Annotated in this window: 18 protein-coding genes; 10 read left to right on the forward strand and 8 right to left on the reverse strand. The window is 67.3% G+C overall.

Translation table 11 applies throughout. The features are described from left to right. Positions 1-51 precede the first annotated feature (51 nt). A complete protein-coding gene (locus QX094_RS09660; RefSeq protein WP_315717935.1) occupies positions 52-1842 on the reverse strand; it encodes an acyl-CoA dehydrogenase C-terminal domain-containing protein in 1791 nt (596 codons plus the stop codon). 129 nt (positions 1843-1971) lie between these two features. Next, positions 1972-2370, reverse strand: a complete 399-nt coding sequence (locus tag QX094_RS09665) for a nuclear transport factor 2 family protein (protein WP_315717936.1) — start codon at positions 2368-2370, stop codon at positions 1972-1974. Between the two features lie 137 nt (positions 2371-2507). On the opposite strand from QX094_RS09665, the gene QX094_RS09670 reads away from it, so the two are divergent. The 5 genes from QX094_RS09670 (at position 2508) to QX094_RS09690 (ending at position 9657) form a co-directional block, all read left to right on the forward strand. Continuing rightward, positions 2508-3095 carry a PadR family transcriptional regulator gene (locus QX094_RS09670; protein ID WP_315717938.1) on the forward strand — a complete coding sequence of 196 codons (588 nt, stop codon included), beginning with the start codon at positions 2508-2510 and terminating at the stop codon, positions 3093-3095. 188 nt (positions 3096-3283) lie between these two features. After that, entirely contained in the window at positions 3284-6805 is a 3522-nt protein-coding gene (locus QX094_RS09675; RefSeq protein ID WP_316187864.1) for a hypothetical protein, read from the forward strand. Positions 6806-6961: 156 nt separating this feature from the next. Continuing rightward, positions 6962-7795, forward strand: a complete 834-nt coding sequence (locus QX094_RS09680; protein ID WP_316187865.1) for a hypothetical protein — start codon at positions 6962-6964, stop codon at positions 7793-7795. A gap of 159 nt (positions 7796-7954) precedes the next feature. After that, positions 7955-8881, forward strand: coding sequence for a sulfite exporter TauE/SafE family protein (locus QX094_RS09685; protein ID WP_315717941.1), 927 nt, complete (start codon positions 7955-7957; stop codon positions 8879-8881). After that, entirely contained in the window at positions 8878-9657 is a 780-nt protein-coding gene (locus tag QX094_RS09690; RefSeq protein ID WP_315717942.1) for a TIGR02186 family protein, read from the forward strand. Before QX094_RS09685 ends, QX094_RS09690 begins: the two co-directional genes overlap by 4 nt. An 11-nt stretch (positions 9658-9668) precedes the next feature. Here the strand turns inward: QX094_RS09690 and QX094_RS09695 are convergent, their stop codons facing one another. Both QX094_RS09695 and QX094_RS09700 read right to left on the reverse strand, forming a co-directional pair. Further along, entirely contained in the window at positions 9669-10448 is a 780-nt protein-coding gene (locus tag QX094_RS09695; protein WP_316187866.1) for an MBL fold metallo-hydrolase, read from the reverse strand. Continuing rightward, positions 10445-11365: a DMT family transporter gene (locus QX094_RS09700; RefSeq protein WP_316187867.1), complete on the reverse strand. Its 921-nt coding sequence runs from the start codon at positions 11363-11365 to the stop codon at positions 10445-10447. The genes QX094_RS09695 and QX094_RS09700 overlap by 4 nt, the downstream gene beginning before the upstream one ends. Before the next feature lie 97 nt (positions 11366-11462). Between QX094_RS09700 and QX094_RS09705 the strand changes: the two genes are divergently transcribed. Next, the gene (locus tag QX094_RS09705; RefSeq protein ID WP_316187868.1) at positions 11463-12329 is read left to right on the forward strand and encodes a LysR family transcriptional regulator; all 867 of its coding nucleotides are present in this window, start codon (positions 11463-11465) and stop codon (positions 12327-12329) included. Between the two features lie 246 nt (positions 12330-12575). Here QX094_RS09705 and pdeM read toward each other — a convergent pair whose 3' ends face one another. From pdeM to QX094_RS09725, 4 genes are all read right to left on the reverse strand, one after another. Continuing rightward, complete coding sequence (gene pdeM / locus QX094_RS09710) at positions 12576-13229, reverse strand: ligase-associated DNA damage response endonuclease PdeM (RefSeq protein WP_315769738.1); 654 nt, start codon at positions 13227-13229, stop codon at positions 12576-12578. 49 nt (positions 13230-13278) lie between these two features. Further along, complete coding sequence (locus QX094_RS09715) at positions 13279-16011, reverse strand: ligase-associated DNA damage response DEXH box helicase (RefSeq protein ID WP_316187869.1); 2733 nt, start codon at positions 16009-16011, stop codon at positions 13279-13281. A 294-nt stretch (positions 16012-16305) separates the two neighbouring features. After that, positions 16306-17535, reverse strand: coding sequence for an ABC transporter substrate-binding protein (locus QX094_RS09720; RefSeq protein WP_316187870.1), 1230 nt, complete (start codon positions 17533-17535; stop codon positions 16306-16308). Between the two features lie 108 nt (positions 17536-17643). Further along, positions 17644-18570 carry a class I SAM-dependent DNA methyltransferase gene (locus QX094_RS09725; RefSeq protein WP_316187871.1) on the reverse strand — a complete coding sequence of 309 codons (927 nt, stop codon included), beginning with the start codon at positions 18568-18570 and terminating at the stop codon, positions 17644-17646. A gap of 115 nt (positions 18571-18685) precedes the next feature. Here QX094_RS09725 and QX094_RS09730 point away from each other — a divergent pair, with 115 nt between their 5' ends. The 4 genes from QX094_RS09730 (at position 18686) to QX094_RS09745 (ending at position 22778) form a co-directional block, all read left to right on the forward strand. Continuing rightward, positions 18686-19732 (forward strand): ligase-associated DNA damage response exonuclease, encoded by a 1047-nt coding sequence (locus tag QX094_RS09730; RefSeq protein WP_316188204.1) that lies wholly within the window; start codon positions 18686-18688, stop codon positions 19730-19732. Further along, the gene (locus QX094_RS09735; RefSeq protein WP_316187872.1) at positions 19729-21600 is read left to right on the forward strand and encodes an ATP-dependent DNA ligase; all 1872 of its coding nucleotides are present in this window, start codon (positions 19729-19731) and stop codon (positions 21598-21600) included. The genes QX094_RS09730 and QX094_RS09735 overlap by 4 nt, the downstream gene beginning before the upstream one ends. A gap of 121 nt (positions 21601-21721) precedes the next feature. After that, the gene (locus QX094_RS09740) at positions 21722-22030 is read left to right on the forward strand and encodes a DUF6460 domain-containing protein (RefSeq protein WP_315717950.1); all 309 of its coding nucleotides are present in this window, start codon (positions 21722-21724) and stop codon (positions 22028-22030) included. A gap of 13 nt (positions 22031-22043) precedes the next feature. Then, the gene (locus tag QX094_RS09745; protein ID WP_316187873.1) at positions 22044-22778 is read left to right on the forward strand and encodes an MBL fold metallo-hydrolase; all 735 of its coding nucleotides are present in this window, start codon (positions 22044-22046) and stop codon (positions 22776-22778) included. The last annotated feature ends 32 nt before the right edge of the window (positions 22779-22810 follow it).

The following is a 22810-nucleotide window of genomic DNA, read 5'->3' on the forward strand; positions in this document are numbered from 1 at the left end:
CGCATTGACGACGGAGCCGGCGCGCGGCGCGCACCGGCTCTCGTCTGATCCTCAGAAGGCTTCCGCCGGCAGTTCCATCACGGTCGCACAACCGGCCTGGAGGCGGGCGAGATGCGCCGCCGTTTCGGGCAGCACGCGCTCCATGAAGAAGCGACCCGTCACCAGCTTGGTGGTGAGATAGGTCGAGCCGTCGCCGGCCGCAATCTTGTCCTGCGCCACCTTCGCCATCTTCGCCCACATGTAGCCGAAGGTGACCAGCGCAAAGAGATGCATGTAGTCGGTCGCGGCGGCGCCGGCATTGTCCGGCTTGGTCATCGCGTTCTGCATCAGCCACGTGGTGGCCTGCTGCAGATGGCCGAGCGCGGTCGACAACGGGGCTACGAACGGCTTCATCGCGTCGTTGCCGCCCTGCTCCTTGGCGAACGAGCCGACCTCGTTGAAGAAGGCCATCACGGCGCGGCCGCCGTCGCGCGGCAGCTTGCGGCCGACGAGATCCAGCGCCTGGATGCCGTTGGCGCCTTCGTAGATCATGGCGATGCGCGCATCGCGCACGAACTGCTCCATGCCCCACTCGGCGATGTAGCCGTGGCCGCCATACATCTGCTGCGCCTGGACCGCGTTGGCGAAGCCCATGTCGGTCATGTAGCCCTTCATGACCGGGGTCATCAGGCCCATGTGGTCGTCGGCGGCCTGGCGGTCCTTCGGGTCCTGCGAGCGGTGCGCGACGTCGCTCTTCAGCGAGGTCCACACCACCATGGCGCGCGCAGCCTCGTTGAAGGCGCGGATCGACAGCAGGGTCCGGCGCACGTCGGGATGCACGATGATCGGATCGGCGGCCTTGTCGGGCGCCTTGGGCCCAGTCAGCGAGCGGCCCTGGATGCGCTCGCGCGCATAGGCGACCGCGTTCTGATAGGCCACCTCGGACTGCGCGAGACCCTGCACGGCGACGCCGAGCCGGGCCTCGTTCATCATCACGAACATGCCCTGCATGCCCTTGTTCTCTTCGCCGATCAGCCAGCCGGTGGCGTTGTCGTAGTTCATCACACAGGTCGAATTGCCGTGGATGCCCATCTTGTGCTCGATCGAGCCGCAGGTGACGCCGTTGCGCGCCCCCACCGTGCCGTCGGGATTGACCATGAACTTGGGCACCACGAACAGCGACACGCCCTTGATGCCGGCCGGCGCGCCCTCGATGCGGGCGAGCACGAGGTGGATGATGTTGGGAGCCAAGTCGTGCTCGCCGGCCGAGATGAAGATCTTGGTGCCGGAAATCCTGAAGCTGCCGTCGGCCTGGCGCACCGCCTTGGTGCGGAGCAGGCCGAGGTCGGTGCCGCAATGCGGCTCGGTGAGGTTCATGGTGCCGGTCCACTCGCCGGCGACCATCTTCGGCACGTAGGTCTTCTTCTGCTCCTCGCTGCCATGCACGATGAGTGCCGCGGTGGCGCCCATGGTGAGGCCGCCATACATCGAGAACGCCATGTTGGCGGAGCACTGGAATTCGTTGACGGTCTGGCTGAGCGTCACCGGCAGGCCCTGCCCGCCATATTCGGTTGGCGCCGACAGGCCGAGCCAGCCGCCCTCGACGATCTGCTTGTAGGCGTCCTTGAAGCCTTTCGGCGTGGTCACGCTGCCGTCGTCATGGCGCTTGCAGCCTTCGAGATCACCCACGCGATTCAGCGGATGCAGCACCTCTTCGGCGAGCTTGGCGGCTTCGCCGAGGATCGCCTCGCGGACATCCGCCGAAGCATCGGAGAATCCCGGCAGATTGTCGTAGCGGTCGATCTGGAACACGTCGTTGAGCAGGAAGGTGACATCTTCCACGGGGGCTTTGTAGATCGGCATTGGCGTCTCCGGCAGGAAGGCTGAAGTTTCAGACGGGGAATTCCACGGACGCGGCAGGCAATGCAGGCCGCGGACTGTAGCGATTTCTCAAGGCTTGCGGCAGCCGTTAGTTTGCGACTGTCGGTCGCGTCACGACGGCTTGCTCATGGCGGCGAGCTGTTCGCCCATCAGGCGGTGCAGCAAATTGATCGCCTTGAGCGGGCGCACCATGACCTTGAAATGTGTGATCAGACCGGCGTCGTCGAAGCTGATGATATCGACGCCGTTGAGCTTGATCCCTTCGATCTCGTTCTCGAATTCGAGCACGGCGCCCGTGGCGTTACGCCACTCCCCGACATACTTGAATCCGGGACCGCCTAAGACTTTCTCAGCACTCGCGAGATATTTGAAGGTAATGTCGCGGCCGCGTTGCGGCGTGTGCACGACGGGACTTTCGAACACGGCGTCGGGATGCAGCAGCTCCCGCAAAGCGCCGAGATCGTGAGACCTCATGTAGCCGTACCATCCATCGAGGCCGGTCATTGTCATTGGGCGTCTCCTCGGGGCGGAACAGGCCAGCACCACAACCACCCGATATGCACATTGACGCATATGCGCTAGTGTGCATAATGTCAAGCGTGGAGCGGGGCAGAACACGATCAGAAAAACGGGAGCAGTTTCCGGCCATGGCCCTCGGCGACGCCATCCTCGCCTGCCTCACCGAACATCCGATGACGGGCTACGAGCTCGCCAAGACGTTCGACTCCTCGATCGGCTTCTTCTGGAAGACGGACCACCAGCAGATCTACCGCGAGCTGTCGCGGCTGCGCGACCGCGGCTACATCCAGGGGCGCGAGGTGGTGCAGACCGGCAAGCCCAACAAGCTGGTCTACACATTGACCGCGGAGGGCCGCGCGGCGTTTCGCAGCTGGGCGGCGCGGCCGAGCACGCCGGCCTCGACGAAGGACGATCTTCTCGTCCGGCTCTATGCACTGGGCGCCGCCGACATCGGGCCGATCCGGGCCGACCTGATGGCGCGGCTCGAGCATCATCGCGACCGCGCCGAGCGCTACGATCGCATCCTCAAGAAGCATTATGCGGACGGCAACGTGGCCCCGGCCGATATGGGCAAGCTCCTCAACCTGCGTCTCGGCTTGCGCCACGAACGCATGGTGGCGGAATGGTGCGAGGAAGCGATCACCGCGCTGTCGACGATATCCGGCGCGAGCAGCGTGCGGCCGCTCGATCCATCATCGCGTGAAAATGCCGGCTGATACCCGCCGTTTGATAGGGCAAAACTTCTGGCCGCGCCGGCGGTAAACTTAACGCGTTATTTACCGTAAAAGTCAAAAGTCGGGACCTGGAGCAGACGATCTGCGCGGACCCGTTCATGTTCATGTCCGGGACGCGTGGGGAGGCTGGAGGCGCTTGGTGGAGCGCTGGAAGCGGAACCGGACGAGACATGAATTCGCGCGTACCGTGGAGTAATGAAGGCATCGACCCGTCCGTCCGCGAGAGGGCCGAGGCCGCGGCGCAACGCGCCGGAATGACGCTGAACGACTGGATCAACTCCACGCTCGGCGCATCGACCCCGCCCGATTTCCGCGGCAGCCCCGCGCCACGCAGCACGCCGACCGTCAGCCGCGATGCCCGCGAGGTGACCGACATCCATCAGCGGCTCGACTCCATCGCACGGCAGATCGAGCAAATGTCGCGCCCCGTCGCGCGCAAGGATGGGCCACGCGACGAGCAGGGCGTCGCGCGTCAGCTGAACGACGCGATCTCGCGGCTCGACGCCCGCCTGTCGCAGATCTCGACGCCGCTGCGCAAGCCGGACACCGAGGACCGCTATCGTGGTCCTGACGGCGTCGAGCGCGCCGCTGCGCAGCTCTACCGGCCCGCCCAGCCGCTCAGCGCGGGTTCGTTCGACGTGGCCGTGGCCGAGATCAGCGCCCGCCAGAGCGAGCTCGACAATGCGCGCCCGCTGCCGCCGCACCAGGCACCGCCGACCGCGCCTGCCATGGCATCCGCAGCAGCGCCGCTGATGACTCCGATCAGCGCGCCGCTGACGCCGCCGCAACCGGCAGCCCCCACTCCCGATTTCTCGCTGCTCGAACGCCATCTGCTGAAGATCACGAGCCAGATCGAGGCGCTGCATCGCCCCGACGACGGCATCGAGCAGTCGATCGCCGGCTTCCGCAACGAGCTCTCCGAAATTCGTCACGCCATCACCGAGGCGATGCCGCGCCGGGCGATCGAGTCGATCGAGAACGAGATTCGCTCGCTGTCGCGCCGTATCGACGAGAACCGCAACACCGGCGTCGACGGCCACGCACTGGCCGGGATCGAGCGCGCGCTGACCGACATCCGCGAGGTCGTCGGCTCGCTGAAGCCTGCCGAGCAGCTCGCCGTCTATGACGAGGCGATCCGCAATCTCGGCGCCAAGCTCGACCTGATCCTGCGCGCCAATGACGACCCTGGCACCGTGCAGCAGCTCGAAAGCGCCATCGCGGCGCTGCGTGCGATCGTCGCCAATGTCGCCTCCAACGACGCGCTGGAACGACTGTCGGACGATCTCCGCCAGCTGTCGTCGAAGGTCGACCAGGTCACACAGGCGCGCGACAATCACGACTCGTTCCACGAGTCGTTTGCGGCGCTCGAACAGCGCATTGCCGCGCTGACCTCGACCCTGGAAAGCCGCGAGCCGCCGGCGGCCGCGCCCGACCACACTGCCCAGATCGAGGACGCGCTGCGCGGCCTGTCCGACCGCATCGACCGCCTGCAGGTCGGCAACGACGGCTCATCGGCGATCACCCATCTCGAACAGCGGATCAGCTATCTGCTGGAGCGGCTCGAGGCCGCCAACGACCCGCGCGGCGGCAACATGACCCGCGTCGAGGACGGCCTGCAGGACATCCTGCGCTATCTCGAACGGCAGCAGGCGACCTTCGCAGCGCTGGCGGAGAGCCGGTCGCAGCGCGAAACGTCGCAGGACGGCGGCCTGATCGACATGGTCAAGCGCGAGCTGTCCGACATCCGCTTCAGCCAGACCGAGACCGACCGCAACACCCAGGACTCGCTCGAGGCCGTCCACAACACGCTGGGGCACGTCGTCGACCGCCTCGCCATGATCGAAGGCGACCTGCGCAATGTGCGCGCCACCGCGAGCCCGCCGGCCGCGCTGCCGCCGCTGGCACCGCCAATCGAGTCGCCGATGCCGGCCGCACGCGCGCCGGCGCCCCAGGCCTTTGCCGAGCCGGCCAGGCCAGAGCCCGCCTACCGGCCGGAGCTGCCCAATCCGGCGGCCGAGCAGCCAGCGGGACAGATTGTCGCTCCGGCCGCGGGTCAACAGGCGTTCGCGGCCGCCTCGCGCGACTTCCACGCCGCGCAGGCGCCGGCGGCCGCCATGCCGCCGCCGATTCCGCCGAAGGCGATCGCCGACATCCTCGAGCCGCACACAGCACAGGCGCCCCGCTCGACCGTCATCGTCCCCGAGCTGCCGCCGGATCATCCGCTCGAACCCGGCACCCGTCCGCCTGGCCGGACCGCATCGCCCGCCGAGCGGATCGCCGCGTCCGAGGATGCGCTGAGCGAGCTTCCCGCCGGCAAGCGGGAGCCGGTGTCGACGTCGAGCTTCATCGCGGCTGCGCGCCGCGCGGCGCAGGCCGCGGCGGCTGCACAGCCCGTGGACGCCAAGAAGGCGAAGAAGGACAAGCCGAAGGAGAAGGCCAAGGAACCGCCGAAAGACCTCCCCAAGGACGTCGCCAGCGACGCTGTCAAGCCCAAGGCCAAACCCAAGGACAAGCCGACGTTCGCTCTCACCGCCGAGGGTGACGAGGAAGTCTCGACCATTGGGTCGAAGATCCGCTCGCTCCTGGTCGGGGCCAGCGTCGTCGTGATCGTGCTCGGCACTTTCAAATTCGCGATGTCGCTGCTCGACAGCGGCAGCACGCCGCCACCGATCTCGCCGATGGAAACCCAGGGCGAGGCGCCGCGCGCGCAGATGCCGTCGGCCTCGCCGAGCCTGTCGCCGCGGCCGACGACGCCCGACCAGAGCGTGCCGTCGTTGACGTCGCCGACGCCGATCGACCGTCAGTCCTACAATCGGGCCATGCCGAGCGAAGCGGAGACGATCGCAATGCTCGCGATCCCGCAGGACGTCGAAAAGCCAGCCACATTACCTGCTGCCGTCCCCACTGATATCACCGGCACGATCCCAACCGCTGCCAACGGCCAGAAGCTCGGCTTGGTGCAAGTGCCCGCCTCCGAGAAGCTGCCCGATGCCATCGGCGGACTGGCGCTGCGCAATGCCGCCCTGAAGGGTGATCCGACCGCCGCCTACGAAGTCGGCGTGCGCTTTGCCGAGGGCAAGGGCGTCGCGGCGAACTATGAGGAAGCCGCGAAGTGGTATGACCGCGCCGCGCAGGCGGGGCTGATCCCGGCGGTCTTCCGTCTCGGCACCTTCTACGAGAAGGGTCTCGGCGTGAAGAAGGACGCCGACATCGCCCGCCGCTACTACGTGGTCGCCGCCGAGCGCGGCAACGCCAAGGCGATGCACAATCTCGCCGTGCTGGACGCCGACGGCGGCGGCAAGGGCGCGAACTACAAGAGCGCCTCGCAATGGTTCCGCAAGGCCGCCGAGCGCGGCGTCGCCGATAGCCAGTTCAACCTCGGCATCCTCTATGCCCGTGGCATCGGCGTCGAACAGAACCTCGCCGAATCCTACAAATGGTTCACCCTGGCCGCAGCGCAGGGTGACGTCGACGCGGGGCGCAAGCGCGACGATGTCGCCAAGCGGCTCGATGTCCAGTCGCTCGCCGCGGCCAAGCTCGCGATCCAGACCTTCACGGTCGAACCGCAGCCCGACGACGCCGTGAACGTGCCGGCGCCCGTCGGCGGCTGGGATGGCACGCAGGCGATCGCCAAGGCAGCCGCGGCCAAGGCGGCGCTGGCGAAGCGCGCGGCTGCGACGGCGCCGCGCTGACACGGGCATAGCGCCCCTCTTTCGACATGGACGAGCGTCCGCGCACAGCCTGAAAAATCCTCCCGGCTTGCGATCGCGCCGCCATAGTGTCGCGCGGTCGATCGATATAGGTTGTCGCGGCGGATCATCACGAGCGCCGCGAGGGAGCATCGACGGGTGTCAGCGGGGAACGACCAACAGGACGGCGCGCGCTTCCTGCAGTCGCCGACGGGCCCCCGCGTGCCGCCGCGGACCACGGCGAACGTCGCCGCTGCTCCGCCTCCTCGCCAACGAATGCAGCACGTGACCGACGGCTATCCTGCGGCGTTCCGATGGCGCCGGCTGGCTTCCGTCATCTTCTTCGTTGCAATCGTGCTCGGCGGAGGCATTCGCGCCTACCGCGACCTGTCGCGACCCGACGCCTGGTCGTTCTGGAAGGATCAGTACATCTCGCCGAGTCTGTCGGCGGCGCTGGTCGCCGACCCCGCGCTTGCCGGGCTGGGCGACAGGCGCACCGTGCTCGCCGTCAGCGGCCCCATCGGGCCAGCGGCGGCCGGCTGGCTGCGCGAGCGGATCAGCGAGGCCCGTCTCAAGCCGGGCGACGTGATCCTGCTGTCCTCGCCCGGCGGCAACCTCGACCAGGGGGTGCTGATGGGCGAGGTCATCCGCGCCCACGGACTCGCTACCGCCGTCGGCGTGGCCGACAATGCCGGCCGCATCCGTCCGGGCTTCTGCGCCAGCGCCTGCGTGTTCGCCTTTGCCGGCGGGCAGACCCGCTACGGCCTCGATGGTTCGGCGCTCGGCGTGCACCGCTTCACGTCGGAGGCCCGTGGCGCCGACGCGGTCGCCGACACCCAGCGCGTCACCGGCGCCATCCTCGGCTACATGACGCGCATGGGCGTATCGTCGCAGGTCATCGAGGCGATGTCGCAGACCCGCGACATCCGCTGGCTCGATCCGGGCGATGCCGAGGCCATGAGGCTGGTGACCGCGCCGCTCAAGGCCCTTTGACGGAGCGCCCAGACCCCCACGTTCGGCGTCGGTGGATGTGACGTCGACTTCGGGCGGGAATGACTGATCCCTTCGCTGCCATTTTCGGTTATGCAGGAGCTTGGCATCCTGCGTCGCATGCGCGGGATGCTCGCTCGAAGGATCGCAGAGGCCGCGCGGATGCAGATTTATCTTCCGATCGCCGACATCCCGGTCAACATCTTCCTGTTGCTGGCGATGGGCGCGGCCGTCGGCTTCGTCTCCGGCATGTTCGGCATCGGCGGCGGGTTCCTGATGACGCCGCTCCTGATCTTCGTCGGCATCACCCCCGCGGTCGCGGTCGCCTCGGTCTCCAGCCACATCGCCGCCTCCTCGTTCTCCGGGGCGCTGTCCTATTGGCGACGGCGCGCCATCGATCCCTCGCTGGCCGCGGTGTTGATGATCGGCGGCGCGCTCGGCACCGGACTCGGCGTCGCCACCTTCACCCTGTTGCGGTCGCTCGGCCAGCTCGATCTGATGATCGCGCTGTCCTATGTCGTCCTGCTGACGAGCGTCGGCGGCACGATGTTCTGGGAGGGTCTGCGGGCGATGATGCGCGCGCGCCAGGGCGCGGTCGCGACCGTGCGGCGTCCGGGCAGCCATGTCTGGATCCATGGCCTGCCGCTGAAGATGCGCTTCAAGCGCTCGAAGATCTATGTCTCCGTCATTCCGGTGATCGCCATCGGCCTCATCATCGGCTTCCTCGGCGCCGTGATGGGCATCGGCGGCGGCTTCATTCTGGTGCCCCTGCTGATCTACCTGCTGCGCGTGCCGACCTCGACCGTCATCGGCACCTCGATGGTCCTGACGCTCGCGACCATGATGATCGCGACCATGCTGCACGCGATGAGCAATCATCTGGTCGACGCCGTGCTGGCGCTGATCCTGATGGTCGGCGGCGTCACCGGCGCGCAGTTCGGGGCCCGCGCCGGCCAGATGATCCGCGGCGAGCAGCTGCGGCTGCTGCTCGGCCTGCTGATCCTCGCCGTCGGCATCCGGTTCGCGATCGAGCTCGTGATCAAGCCCGACGACCTGTTCACGATCCGCGAGACCGAGATCAGCAGATGACGCCGCTCCGCCTCGCCAGCCTCACCTTCATGCTGCTGCTTGCCGGCGCCGCATCGGCGCGCGCCGAGCGGCTGATCGTCTCGGTCTCCAACCATCGCGTGACGGTGACGCCGAACTATTCCGGGGAGGAGCTGGTGCTGTTCGGCTCGGTCGAGAAGGACACCCAGACCCCGCCGGGTCGCACCGCCTATGACCTCGTCGTCACCGTCCGGGGCCCGCGGGCCGACATGGTGACGCGGCGCAAGGAGCGCAAGTTCGGCATCTGGATCAACACCGACTCGCGCCAGTTCCTCAAGGTGCCCGGCTATCTGGCGCTGTTCGCCAACCGCCAGTTCGACGCGATGGCCGCGCCCGAGGTGCTGCGCCGGCAGCAGCTCGGACTCAACAACGTGCTGCTGACCCAGCGCGTCGGTCCCGACTATGCCGACGTGGTCCCGAACGACGCGTTCCGCAGCGCCTTCGTGCGGCTGCAATCGCAGCACGGTCTGTACCGCGAGGATACGTCCGCGGTGACCTTCCTCACGCCAACGCTGTTCCGCACCGGCATTCCGCTCCCCGCTGCGGTGCCGATCGGCACCTACGAGGTCGAGATCAAGCTGCTCGCCGACGGCGCGCTGGTCACCAAGACGGAGACCGCGTTCGAGATCGTCAAGGTCGGCTTCGAGCAGTTCGTCGCGAACTCGGCGCGGCAGAGCGGCTTCGTCTACGGCCTCGTCACCGCCGCGATGGCGCTGATGACGGGATGGATGGCGTCGATCGTGTTCCGTCGGGATTGATCTTTTTCTCATCAGGGGGAGGAGCTGGGTGGCGAGGCGATCACCGTCCGCACACCGGGCTCCAGAAGCTTCAGCCGCGCACCGAACCCGAGCGCATCGAAGGTCTTGCGCAGGTCCTGCGCGCTCTGGCGGAAATGCGCCCAGCCATCCGTGTGAACCGGAACGATGGCGGCCTCGGCAAACACGCGCGCGGTCTCGATCGTGTCGTTGGTGTCCATGGTGAGGTGGAACGGCCCGCGTGTCTGCGCCGCTCCGGCAAAAGGCATCACGACGCCAGGCTTGAAACGCCGCGCCACCTCCGCCACGCCGTCATAGAACACCGTGTCGCCACTGACATAGACGGGCGCGCCGTGCTGCGGGATCAGGACGAAGCCGATCACATCGCCCGCGAGCGGCTCGATGCCGGCGGGACCATGGCGCGCCGGCGTCGCCGCGACCGTCAATGTCCTGCCGCCTTTGCTGAGCTGCGTCGTCTGCCACGGCGCCAATCCTTCCGCCAGCGCACCGAGCCTGCTTGCGCCGACTTCCGTCGTGAGCACGCGCGGTGCGCGTCTCAGGAAGGCGCGGCCGCCATGGTCGAGATTGTCGGAGTGCTGATCATGGCTCAGCAGCACCGCATCGACCTCCCCGATCGCCTCAGCGGTCATCGCTGGTCCAGTGAGCTTCTCCAGTACGACATGCGGCAATTCATAGCGGCCGGGAGCATCGAATGTGGGATCGGTCAGCAGGCGGAAGCCATCGATTTCGATAAGGGCGGTCGGGCCGCCGATCAGGGTGATCGCAACACTCATGACGATGCTCCAATGATACGGGCCGGCGCCCGCGTGACCAGATAGATCCCAAGCGCGACGGGAACGACGCCGAGCAGGTCCTGCAGCGCCACGTGCTCGCCGAGCACCAGGAAGGCGAAGATCATCGCGAGCGGCGGCATCACGAAATGATAGGCGCTGGCCGCGGTCGCGCCGCATACTTTCAAGAGATGGAACCAGAGCACATAGGCCAGGATCGAGCCGCCGAGCACGAGGAAGGCGAACGCGCCGATCAGTTGCGCATTCGGCACGATCTCGCCCACGTGCGACACGCCGAGCGCGACCGGCCATAACACCAGCCCGGCTGAGAGGTTCTGGATGCCGTTGCCGACCCACAGGCTGCCCTGCGGGGCGAGCTGCTTGAACAGGATGGTGCCGGTGACGATCGAGGCCAGCGCCGCCAGCGTATAGAGAATGCCTTCGAGCTGGTCGGTGCCGACGGACATACGGTGCCAGACGATCATGGCGACGCCGATGGTGCCGAGCGCGAGGCCCGAGATTTTGCGCAGGGTCAGCGGCTCGCCCAGCAGCAGCGCCGCGAGCACCGCGGTGAACACCGGATTGGCCGAGACGATCAGGCCGCCGAGCCCCGCCGACACCGTCTGCAGCCCGGTGTAGCCGAGACCGAGATACAGCGCGTTGTTGGCGATGCCGATGATCGCGAACACGGCCGCATCGCGCCAGCTCATGCGCAGCTCGCCCCGGACCGCCGGCACCACAAGAATGAGGACACCGGCGAGCGAGAACCGCGCCGCGAGCAGCAGCAGCGGCGGACAATAGGTCACCCCGATCTTGCCGGCAACGAAGGCAAAGCTCCACAACAGGCAGAACAGGCCGATTTCGAGCGGCAGCAGGTTGGACTTCACGGGGCTCACGGCAACGGAGGATACGGACGACATCGGAGGTCTCCTTCGCCGCCGGTGTAGGGCTGTTCTTTCCCATTTGGAAATTAAATGATAGACTGACACTCAGTGGTTTTTCAAATGGAGGCCCGGCATGCTCGATCTGGACCTGTTGCGCAGCTTCGTCTCGGTGGTCGAGGCGGGCGGCTTCACCCGCGCGAGCGAGCGCGTCCACCGCACGCAGTCGACGATCAGCCAGCAGATTCGCCGGCTGGAGGACGACCTCGGCCAAACGCTGCTCAACCGCGACGGCCGCGAGGTCACGCCGACCGAGGCCGGCGAACGGCTGTTGTCCTATGCCCGCCGCCTGCTCGCGCTCGCCGAGGAGGCCCGCGACGTCGTGGCGCGGCCCGGACCCGACGGCGCGGTGAAGCTCGGCATCCCCGAGGATTTCGCGGCCTACCGGCTCGCCAAGCTGCTCGCCGCGTTCTCGCGCGCCCACCCCGATCTGCGGCTCGACGTGCGCGCCGACCAGAGCCTCAACCTCAAGCGCGACATCGAGCGCGGCGATCTCGATCTGGCGCTGCTCAAGCGCGGTGCCGACGATGCACACGCAGCGATCGCGGCATGGCCGGAGCAGGTCTATTGGGTGACCAGCAAGAGCCATCCGGTCAACCTCGAGGCCCGCTCGCTGCCGCTGATCGGCTTCCCGCTCGGCTGCATCTATCGCACCCGCGCGATCCATGCGCTGGAGAGCGAGGGACGCGCCTGGCACATGGCCTACACATCGTCGAGCCTCGCCGGCATCCAGGCCGCGGTCGCCGCCGGCATGGGACTGAGCATCCTGTCCGAGATGTCGGTGCAGGCGGAGCACCGCGTGCTGACGGCCCGCGAGGGCTTTGCGCCGATCGAGCGCACGGAGGTCGCGCTGCTCGCCTCGCCCGACGCCAGCCCGGCGACGTTGCGCCTGGCCGACCGGCTGGCCGAGTTCTGCGAGAAGGTGCAGGCGAAGGCGGCCTGACGGGCATTCGTCCGCGGCTCCGGCGACCATGACGCCACGAGGACGCTTCGTTCCCTCTCCCGCTTGCGGGGGAGGGCTAGGGAGGGGCCGCTCCGACGGCGGTGCGCTTGGCGCCCCCTCTCCAACTCTCCCCCGCAACCGGGGGAGAGGGCACAGCGGTGCGCGCGGCGGGCATGATCAGTCCAACTTCGAATGATCCGTTCGACCTCTGATCACTCATCCAACTAATGAATTTCCATCATCCAACTAATAGCACCGCGCCGCGGCGATGCTGTGCAGACGCCTATCTCCCAGCACATGCGCGATGAAGGCGCGCTTCGGAAACAGCTTGGCGAAGGCCGCGTCGCGCACGCTCAGGCCCCCGGCATAGGCGCCGAACGCCGGCATCACGGCGCGCTCGCCATCGCAGACGAAGCAGCGCCGCTCCAGCGTGCGCGCTCGTGTCGCGACGCGCGCCTTCGGATGCAGATGGCCGGCGATCTCGCCGCGCGCGCCGGAGGGCTCGTGACGGAACGTCACCGCGCCGAGCGTGACCGCGTCGGCCAGTTCGCCGCCGATGCCGCGCGGGGCCGGATCGTGGTTGCCGGTGATCCAGACCCAGTCGCGGCCGACCTGCAGGTTGGCGATGCAGGCGCGGTCGTCGCCGGTGAGACGCGTATGCGCATCGCGATCGTGAAAGCTGTCGCCAAGCGCGATCACGACGCGCGGATTGTAGTGGGCGATCACGGCTGTGAGGCGATTGAGAGTCGCAACGGTATCGAACGGCGGCAGCAAGGTGCCGCGCGACGCGTAGCTCGAGCCCTTTTCCAGATGCAGATCGGAGACGACGAGCAGACGCTGCTCGTCCCACACCAGCGCGCCGGAGAGATCGACGCGCAGCGCGGTGCCGGCGACGTCCATCATGCCCGATGCGCAGAAAGTCCCCCGCAAGTCCGCCTCGCTTCTCGATCTACCCCATCGCTTCCTTCACGAGTTCCTCGGCAGCCTCGGCCAGGAGCTCGTCGGCGGCCTCGCCATAGACGGATTCGCGGCCGATTTCCAGCATCACCGGCACCGCCAGCGGCGAGACGCGATCGAGTTCCCGATGGGTGATTCGTCCCTCGATGCGCTGGAGCATATCACCGAGCCGCTTCAGATCGAGCAGGCCGGTGGCGGCATCGGCGCGCGCCGCGCGCAACAGCATGTGATCGGGCTGATGCCGGCGCAGGACGTCATAGACCAGATCGGTCGAGAACAGCACCTGGCGGCGCGTCTTCTCCTCGGTCGTCGACCGCCGCGCGATCAGGCCGGAGATGATGGCGCACGAGCGGAACGTGCGCTTCATCAGCGCGGATTCGGCGAGCCACGCCTCGAGATCGTCGCCAAGCATATCCGGGTCGAACAACGCGGCGAGATCGAGCCGCCCCTGTTTGACCATCAGCGACATGTCGCCGAGCCCCCACACCGCAAGCGCATATTCGTTGGCGACGAAGCCGAGCGGCCGGGCGCGCGCCCGCTCGAGCCGGCGCGTCAGCAGCATGCCGAGCGTCTGATGCGCGAGGCGGCCCTCGAACGGATAGCAGACGATGTAGTGCTTGTTGGAGCGCGGGAAGGTCTCGACCAAAAGCTCGCGCCGGGCCGGGATGCGCGACACGTCCTTCTGCAAGGACAGCCAGTCGCGCACCTGCTCCGGCAACGCGCTCCAGGCGGTGCGGTCGTCGAGCAGGCCGCGCACGCGCTCGGCGAGATAGGTCGACAGCGGAAACTTGCCGCCCATGTAGGACGGCACCTTCGGATCGGAATCATTGGCGCGCGACACATAGACCTGGTCCTCGGCCAGCGCCTCGTAGCGCACGATCTCGCCGCTGAACACGAACGTATCGCCGAGGGTGAGGCCTTCGATGAACGCCTCCTCGATCTCGCCGAGCAGCCGTCCGCCGCGCGCGATCGCGCCGGTCGTGCCCTTGGCCCCGCCGCGCGAGCGCACCAGCCGCACCTTCAGCATCGCCTCCTCGACAATGGTGCCGACGTTCAGGCGATAGCTCTGCCGCACCTTGGGATTGGCGACGCGCCAGCGCCCCCTCGCATCCTGCTTGATGCGGGCGAACCGCTCATAAGTCTTCAGCGCATAGCCGCCGGTGGCGACGAAGTCGACGACATCGTCGAAATCAGCGCGCGACAGCGACGCATAGGGGGCCGCCGTGATGACCTCCACATAGAGCTCGTCGCTGAGAAACGGCTCGGCGCAGGCGCAGCCGAGCACGTGCTGCGCCAGCACGTCGAGCGCGCCGGTACGCAAAGGCGGCGTGTCCTGCGCATTGTCGGCGATGGCATCGATCGCGACCGAGCATTCCAGCACCTCGAAGCGGTTGGCCGGCACCAGCACCGCCCGCGAAGCCTCGTCGAGCCGGTGATTGGCACGGCCGATGCGCTGCATCAGCCGCGAGCAGCCCTTGGGCGCGCCGACATTGATCACGAGATCGACGTCGCCCCAATCGACGCCGAGATCGAGCGAGGAGGTGCAGACGACGCCGCGCAGCCTGCCGGCCGACATCGCATCCTCGACCTTGCGGCGCTGCGCGACGTCGAGCGAGCCGTGATGCAGGGCGATGGCGAGATTGTCGTCGTTGATGCGCCAGAACTCCTGGAACAGCATCTCGGCCTGACTGCGGGTGTTGACGAACACGAGCGTGGTCTTGTTTCGCTTGATCAGCTCGTACATCTCGGCCAGCGCATGGCGCGCGCTGTGGCCGGCCCACGGCAGCCGCTCCTGTGTATCGAGCATCTCGACCACCGGCGGCGCGGCGCCGCCGGCGACCACGACGTCGGCCGCGGCTATGCCGCCGCACGGCTGCGGCACCAGGAAGCGCGCGAGTTGCTCCGGCTCGGCGACGGTCGCCGACAGGCCGATCATGCGCATGTCCGGCGCAAGCCGCCACAGCCGCGCCAGCGCGAGCGACAAGAGATCGCCGCGCTTGGAGGTGACCAGCGCATGCAGCTCGTCGAGCACGACGCGCTTCAGCGAGGAAAACAGGAACGGCGCATCGTCGGACGACAGCAGCAGCGCCATCTGCTCCGGCGTGGTCAGCAGGATATCCGGCGGATAGCGGCGCTGCCGCTGCCGGCGGGACACCGGCGTGTCGCCGGTGCGGGTCTCGACCTTGATCGGCAGGCCCATCTCGGAGATCGGCGCCTCGAGATTGCGCGCGATGTCGACCGCGAGCGCCTTGAGCGGGGAGATGTAGAGCGTGTGCAGGCCGGCGGGTCGCGGGATGCGGTTCACCGTCTGCTTGCTCTTTTCCGTGTTCGGGAGTTCGACCAGTGCATTCGGCTCGGTGCCGGGTGTCACCATCGACACCGCCGCCGGAGGCCCCCCTCCCCGCCGTTCCCCCACAAGGGGAGCGGGAGTGGAGAGAGCGGATGTCTTGGCAAGAACAGAACGATGCTTCGGCGCGACGGCGGAGCCGAGCTCCACCAAGGTCGGCAGGAACCCGGCGAGCGTCTTGCCGGCGCCGGTCGGGGCGATCAGCAGCGCCGAGCGTTGCGCGCGAGCCTTCTCCAGCAGTGCCAGCTGATGCGCGCGCGGCGCCCAGCCGCGCGCTGCGAACCATTCGGTGAAATGGTCGGGCAGCGGAGCGCTGGGCTCATTCGAGGCTGGTGAGGTACGGGGCGGCACCAGAGACAGGTAGGCAGTCCCGCGCATTTCGTCGAGGGCCGCAGTACTTGCACCGGCCTGCCTCCCCGCCCTCTGCCGTCGTCCCTGCGAGCGCAGCGACCCATGCAGCGGGATCGATCGGTGAGACGCAACTGCCGGTCATCGTCCCACCCGAGCCGGTGGTTATGCGTTCGCAGGGACGACAGCAGAGGTTCGGGCTGCATCCCTGACACCATCGTCTTTGCGAGGAACGAAGCGGCGAGGCAATCCAGACTGCGTCCGCGAAGGAAGTCCGGATTGCGTCGCTTCGCTCGCAACGACGACTGAGACGCAGCGCCACGCCTACTCCGTCATCGGCTTCTCGGAGATGCTCCAGTCCTTGCCGTCGAAGATCGAGATGTAGAGCGTCTTCATCGGCGTATAGTCGTCCGGCGTGTAGGCGTAATTGACGCCATCGAGGAAGAAGGGCGAGTGGAAGCCGGCGAGTGTCGTGGCGTGCTTGAGCACGTTCTCGCGGGTCAGCGTGTCGCCGCAGCGGCGCAGGATCTCACCCATCGACACCGCCTGGCCGTAGCCGGCATAGGCGATGGTGTTGTCGGGATCGATGTTGGGCAGGTACTTGGCGCGCAGCGCCTCGAAGCCCTTCACGTCGGGATCGTCCTTCCATTGCGGCACGCCGGCGTCCTTGGAATAGCGGATCGCGACGATGTCCTTGGCATTCTCGAGGCCGGCGGCAGACAGGATCGAACGGCCGGTCGAGCCCGCCGACAGCAGCTGCAGCGGCTTCCAGCCGAGCTCGGCCACCTTGCGGATCGACTGCGACGAGGCCTTGCCCGTGCTGATGTTGTAGAACACGTCGGCGCCCGACTTCGACAGGTTGATCAGCTGCGAGTCCACCGTCGGCTCGGTGAGATCATAGGTCTGCTCCATGATCACCTGCGCCTTGCCGCCGGCGTCGGCCAGCACCTTCTTGAACGGCTCCAGGAAGTCACGGCCGAAATCGTCGTTCTGATAGAGGATGCCGATCTTGGCTTCCGGCTTCACGCTCAGCACATGCTTGGCGAGAATGCGCGCCTCCGTCGGATACAGCGGCAGGCCGGCCATGGTCCATTTGTAGTTCTTGGGGTCGTTCCACTTCGAGGCGCCGGTGTTGAGCAGGAGCTGCGGCACGCCCTTGGAGTTGAGGTATTTGTGCACGGCGGTCTGCGGCGCGGTACCGAGCGAGCCGTACAGCGCCAGCACCTCGTCCTGCTCGACCAGCCGCCGCGTCGCCTCGACGCATTTGGGCGCGCTATAGGCATCGTCCATCGTCAGGAACTTGACCTTGCGCCCGTTGATGCCGCCCTGCTCGTTGAGCATCTGGAAATAGGCCTCGCCGACACGGCCGAGCACGCCATACAGCGAACCGGGGCCGGAATGCGGAATGGTCTGGCCGATCTTGATCTCGGTATCGCTGGCGCCGGCATCATATTTCTTCTCGGCGGCCCAGACATGGGGCGAAGCGATCGTCGAGGCGCCGATGGTCGCAAGCGCGGTGGCGCAGAAATCGCGCCGCGTCAGATGTTTTTTCATTTTTGTCTCTCCCTAGACTGCCGACATTTTTTGGCATCGGGAGAGCTGCGGCAAGAGCGAAGTTGCCGCATTGGACGCCGCGTGCAGCGCATTCAATAGCGTCTAGACTCAAGTCCTGGCCGCGACCACGGCCAGCCCGCGCACCGGCAACTGCTCCTCGGTCCGCGGCGACGCCGGCGCGAGATGGGCCAGCTTCAATCCCGCGGCTGCGATCACGCCACGGACATATTCCGCGCCATGGGCATAGCGCAGCCCCTTGCCCATGATGACACCGTCGCCGTCATGGGTCTCGACGGTCAAGGCCAGCAGTCCGCCCGGCCTCAGCACACGTTGCGCCTCGCGCAACACCGGGCCGAGGTCGCCGACATAGACCATCGCATCGGCAGCAAGAATGAGATCCGCAGACGCATCGTCCTGGCGCTGCAGCCCTGCGGTCATGTCGTCGACCTCGAGCCCGGCGTAGAGCCCGGTGGCGCGCGCTTCCGCGATCATGCCGGCCGACAGGTCGATGCCGATGATGCTGTCGACGTTCTTGGCGAACGCCGCCGCGCCCAGCCCGGTGCCGCAGCCGAGATCGATCGCGCGCTTGAAGTAGGCCGGCTTGCGCTCGGCCGCGCGCACCGCGAGCACCGCCTTGAACAGGATCGCCGGCGCGCGGTAGTTGAGCCGCTCGGTCAGCTCGGCCTCGAAGCGCGGCGCATACTGATCGAACAGCGACTGCACATAGGCCTTGGGCATGTCCGACAGCGGCGCGGCGCCGAGCTGCATCAGATGCACGGCGGCGCCGTGACGATCATCCGGATCGGCGGCACAGGCGTTCTGGAAGGCCGAGATCGCCTTGTCGGTTTCGCCCAGACCGAGACGGATCTTGCCGAGCTCGAACCAGGCCGAGGCGAAGTTGGGGGCGACCTCGATGGCCTGCTCCATCACCTCGGCGGCCGCGACCAGGTCGCCCTTCAATTGCAGGTCGCGGGCGAACTCGTAGCGGCGGTCGGCGATCAGATCGCCGGAGGACAGGAACAGGCGGTGGGGCATGGGAACCATCGTCGTCAATGCGAACTTCTCATCGAGGAGATGGATGCGCGGGTCAAGCCCGCGCATGACGAGATGGAAACTGGGACGGCCTGAAAACGCGTCTTGCATGACCTATATGACCCACATGCGTCCGCAAGACATTCTGCTGCCCGTTCCGTCCGGCCTCTGCTGCAAGGCCGGCGGCTTTCACATCGATCCCGTGCGCCCGGTCGAGCGGGCGCTGATCACCCATGGCCATTCCGACCACGCCCGCCCCGGCCACGGCGCGGTGCTGGCGACCCAGGAAACGCTCGACATCATGCGGCTGCGCTATGGCGACAACTTTGCAGGCTCCACGCAGGCGATCGGCTATGGCGAACGGATCAGGCTGGGTGACGTCACCGTCAGTTTCCACCCTGCGGGCCATGTGCTGGGCTCGGCGCAAATCAAGGTGTCCTGCGGCGGCACCTGCATCGTCGCCTCCGGCGACTACAAGGATGCGCGCGATCCGACCTGCGCACCGTTCGAGCTGGTGCAATGCGACGTCTTCATCACCGAGGCGACGTTCGGCCTGCCCGTGTTCCGTCACGGCGACGCGGCGCTGGAGGTGAACAAGCTGCTGGCCTCGGTGGTGCTGTTTCCCGAGCGCGCGCACCTGGTCGGCGCGTACTCGCTCGGCAAGGCGCAGCGTGTCATCGCGCTGATCCGCGAGGCCGGCTATGATCGGCCGATCTACCTGCATGGCGCGATGGACAAGATCACGCGCTACTATCAAGACAAGGGAATCGCGCTCGGCGAGCTCCGGCCCGTGAAGGGCGTCAAGAAGGCCGAGCTTGCCGGCACCATTACCCTGGCGCCGCCGAGTGCGACCTCCGACCTGTGGACCCGCCGCTTTCCCGATCCCGTCACCGCCTTCGCCTCGGGCTGGATGCGGGTGCGCGCACGGGCCCGGCAGCGCGGCATCGAGCTGCCGCTGGTGATCTCGGATCATGCCGACTGGGACGGGCTCACCACCACCATCGCCGCGACCGGCGCAAGCGAGGTGTGGGTCACCCATGGGCAGGAGGACGCGCTGGTGCATTGGTGCCAAGCCAAGGGACTCGCGGCCCGGCCGCTCGATCTGGTCGGCTACGGCGACGAGGAGGAAAGCGAGGTGGTGGCCACGGAGGACGCCGAGGCATGAACCGCTTCGCCGAGCTGCTCGACCGCCTCACCTATGAGCCCGGCCGCAACAACAAGCTGCGCCTGCTGACGTCGTATTTCCGCGAGGTCGAGGATCCCGATCGCGGCTACGCGCTGGGCGCGCTCACCGGCGCGCTGTCGTTCAAGCACGCCAAGCCGGCGCTGATCCGCGACCTGATCGCCGCGCGCACCGATCCGGTGCTGTTCGCGCTGTCGTATGATTATGTGGGGGATCTCTCGGAGACCGTCGCGCTGATGTGGCCGAAGGGCGTTCACAATCAGCCGGGCGTCGCGGGGCACCCCCCTCCCCAGCCCTCCCCCACAAGGGGGGAGGGAGCGCAGTTCGGCGCGGAGTTGCCGTCCCGGACGATATCGAGCACCGCTCCCACCTCACTTCTGGCGTCCCCAAGCACCACTCCCTCTATTCCCTCCCCCCTTGTGGGGGAGGGGCAGGGAGGGGTGTACCCCACGGGCGGTCTCACGAGGGACCCCACACCCGGCCACAACAACCCGCCACCGCCGACGCTGACCGAGGTTGTCACCACCTTGCGCACCCTCGGCAAGACCGAGATGCCGCGGCAACTCGCGCAATGGCTGGATGAGCTCGACGAGACCGGGCGCTGGGCACTGCTGAAGCTGGTCACCGGCGCTTTGCGCATCGGCATCTCCGCGCGCCTGGCCAAGACCGCAGCGGCCGCGCTCGGCGACAAGGACCCGCACGAGGTCGAGCTGATCTGGCCGGGGCTGTCGCCGCCCTATCTCGACCTGTTCGCCTGGCTGGAAGGCCGCGGCGACAAGCCGGTCAATCGCGATCCCGCGCCGTTCCGGCCGGTGATGCTGGCGCATGCCGTCGAGGACGACGACTTCGCCGGCATGAACGCGGCCGACTACATCGCGGAATGGAAATGGGACGGCATCCGCGTGCAGGCGGTGAGCGGCCGCGAGGCCGACGGCCGCGTCGTCACACGGCTGTATTCGCGCAGCGGCGAGGACATCACGGCGAGTTTCCCGGACCTGCTGCCGTCGCTGCATCTGCCCGGCGCGCTCGACGGCGAGCTGCTGGTGGTGCGCGATCACCGCGTGCAGAGCTTCAACGTGCTGCAGCAGCGGCTGAACCGCAAGACGGTGTCGCCGAAGCTAATGAAGGAGTACCCGATCCACCTGCGCGCCTACGACCTGCTCGGCGACGAGGAGAACGATCTGCGTGAGCTGCCGTTCGCCGAGCGGCGTGAACGGCTCGAGGCTCTCATCAAGCGACTCGACGAACCGCGTGTCGACTTGTCGCCGACCATCGCGTTTTCCACCTGGGACGAGTTGAAGGCCGCGCGCGCCGATCCCGCATCTGCCGGCGCAGGAGACGATGCCGACGCGGTGGAAGGCGTGATGCTGAAGCGGCGCGACGCGCTGTATCTGCCCGGCCGGCCCAAGGGACAATGGTGGAAGTGGAAGCACGATCCGCACATCATCGATGCCGTGCTGATGTATGCTCAGCGCGGCCACGGCAAGCGCTCCTCCTATTACTCCGACTACACGTTCGGTGTCTGGACAGCGGGAGACGGCGGCGATCAGCTCGTGCCGGTCGGCAAGGCCTATTTCGGCTTCACCGACGAGGAGCTCTTGCAGATCGACCGCTTCGTCCGCCGCAACACCACCGAGAAGTTCGGTCCCGTGCGGCATGTCGTGCACGAGCCCGAGCAGGGGCTCGTGCTCGAAGTGGCGTTCGAGGGCCTGCAGCGCTCGCCGCGGCACAAATCCGGCATCGCGATGCGCTTTCCGCGCATCAGCCGGCTGCGCTGGGACAAGCCGCCGCGCGAGGCCGACCGGCTGGAGACCCTGGAGCGGATGTTGAAGAGCGAGGCGCCGGCGTGACAGCGCCGGGAACATTAATTGCCGGTAACCGGCTTGCGGCGCTGAGCCGGGTTCCCCACCTGCCCTGCCGTGCCTTATAATCGGGATCGCGAATCCGACGAACCCGCCTGGAGACGATGCCATGTCGAACGACGTCAGGGACTATCCGGCCCGCGCCCGCAGCTCGGATGGCCTGTACCGTTTTCTCGGCGGCTCGCCGCTGTCGGTGGCGTTCCGGCTGGTGCTGCTGTCGATCCTGGTCGGCGTCGTGCTGTCGGCGATCGGCTTCGATCCGCTGAACATCCTGCACAGCATCCGGCTGCTGTTCATCCGGCTCTACGAGCTCGGCTTCGACGCCTTCAACTGGCTGTGGCGCTACTTCCTGCTCGGCGCGGTGATCGTGATCCCGGTCTGGCTCCTGTCGCGGCTGTTCGCCCCGCGCGGCCGATAGAGAGCCACAGCCGATGCAGCTCCGCTTCGTCGGCTGCGGTGACGCGTTCGGCTCGGGCGGCAACTCCAACACCTGCTTCCATCTGATCGGCGCGCAGACGAACCTTCTGATCGACTGCGGCGCCTCGTCGCTGCCGGCGCTGAAGCGGCTCGGCATCGCCAGCAACGCCATCGAACTGATCCTGATCACGCATTTCCATGGCGATCATTTCGCCGGGCTTCCCTTCCTGCTGCTCGACGCGCAGTTTTCGAAGCGGACGCTGCCGCTGGTGATCGCCGGCCCCGCCGGCATCACGGCGCGGCTGACGCAGGTGATGGAAGCGCTGTTCGAGCATTCGTCGCGCACGCCGCGGAAATTCGAGCTGTCCGTGATCGAGCTTGAACCGGAGCAGACGACGCGCATCGGCGAGGTCTGCGTGACGCCGTTTCCAGTCGTCCACGGCAGTTCGGGCGGGCCGTTTCTCGGCTACCGGATCGAGGCGGAGGGCAAGGTCGTCGCCTACACCGCGGACACCGAATGGACGGAGAGCCTGATCCCGCTCGGCCGCAACGCCGACCTGTTGATCGCCGAGGCCTACACCTACGACAAGGCGGTGAAGAACCACCTCAGCCTCGCGGTGCTGGAGGCGCATCTCGACGCGATCCGGCCGAAGCGGCTGGTGCTCACCCATATGAGCGACGACATGCTGGGCCGGCTGGACCGCATCGGCCACGTGGCCGCGCATGACGGCATGAGCATCGACCTCTAGCCGGGAGGCGCGAAAGGCCGCTAAGAACGGCA

Origin of the sequence: Bradyrhizobium sp. SZCCHNS1050 (assembly GCF_032484785.1) — a bacterium.
Taxonomy (GTDB): Bacteria; Pseudomonadota; Alphaproteobacteria; order Rhizobiales; family Xanthobacteraceae; genus Bradyrhizobium.

Coding starts and splice junctions, on each gene's coding strand:
- QX094_RS09715 (WP_316187869.1), bottom strand. CDS start 16,011: ATGCGCGGGACTGCCTACCTGTCTCTGGTGCCGCCCCGTACCTCACCA.
- QX094_RS09660 (WP_315717935.1), bottom strand. CDS start 1,842: ATGCCGATCTACAAAGCCCCCGTGGAAGATGTCACCTTCCTGCTCAAC.
- QX094_RS09695 (WP_316187866.1), bottom strand. CDS start 10,448: ATGAGTGTTGCGATCACCCTGATCGGCGGCCCGACCGCCCTTATCGAA.
- QX094_RS09685 (WP_315717941.1), top strand. CDS start 7,955: ATGCAGATTTATCTTCCGATCGCCGACATCCCGGTCAACATCTTCCTG.
- QX094_RS09735 (WP_316187872.1), top strand. CDS start 19,729: ATGAACCGCTTCGCCGAGCTGCTCGACCGCCTCACCTATGAGCCCGGC.
- QX094_RS09720 (WP_316187870.1), bottom strand. CDS start 17,535: ATGAAAAAACATCTGACGCGGCGCGATTTCTGCGCCACCGCGCTTGCG.
- QX094_RS09705 (WP_316187868.1), top strand. CDS start 11,463: ATGCTCGATCTGGACCTGTTGCGCAGCTTCGTCTCGGTGGTCGAGGCG.
- QX094_RS09700 (WP_316187867.1), bottom strand. CDS start 11,365: ATGTCGTCCGTATCCTCCGTTGCCGTGAGCCCCGTGAAGTCCAACCTG.
- pdeM (WP_315769738.1), bottom strand. CDS start 13,229: ATGGACGTCGCCGGCACCGCGCTGCGCGTCGATCTCTCCGGCGCGCTG.
- QX094_RS09730 (WP_316188204.1), top strand. CDS start 18,686: ATGACCCACATGCGTCCGCAAGACATTCTGCTGCCCGTTCCGTCCGGC.
- QX094_RS09690 (WP_315717942.1), top strand. CDS start 8,878: ATGACGCCGCTCCGCCTCGCCAGCCTCACCTTCATGCTGCTGCTTGCC.
- QX094_RS09725 (WP_316187871.1), bottom strand. CDS start 18,570: ATGCCCCACCGCCTGTTCCTGTCCTCCGGCGATCTGATCGCCGACCGC.
- QX094_RS09675 (WP_316187864.1), top strand. CDS start 3,284: ATGAATTCGCGCGTACCGTGGAGTAATGAAGGCATCGACCCGTCCGTC.
- QX094_RS09665 (WP_315717936.1), bottom strand. CDS start 2,370: ATGACAATGACCGGCCTCGATGGATGGTACGGCTACATGAGGTCTCAC.
- QX094_RS09745 (WP_316187873.1), top strand. CDS start 22,044: ATGCAGCTCCGCTTCGTCGGCTGCGGTGACGCGTTCGGCTCGGGCGGC.
- QX094_RS09740 (WP_315717950.1), top strand. CDS start 21,722: ATGTCGAACGACGTCAGGGACTATCCGGCCCGCGCCCGCAGCTCGGAT.
- QX094_RS09670 (WP_315717938.1), top strand. CDS start 2,508: ATGGCCCTCGGCGACGCCATCCTCGCCTGCCTCACCGAACATCCGATG.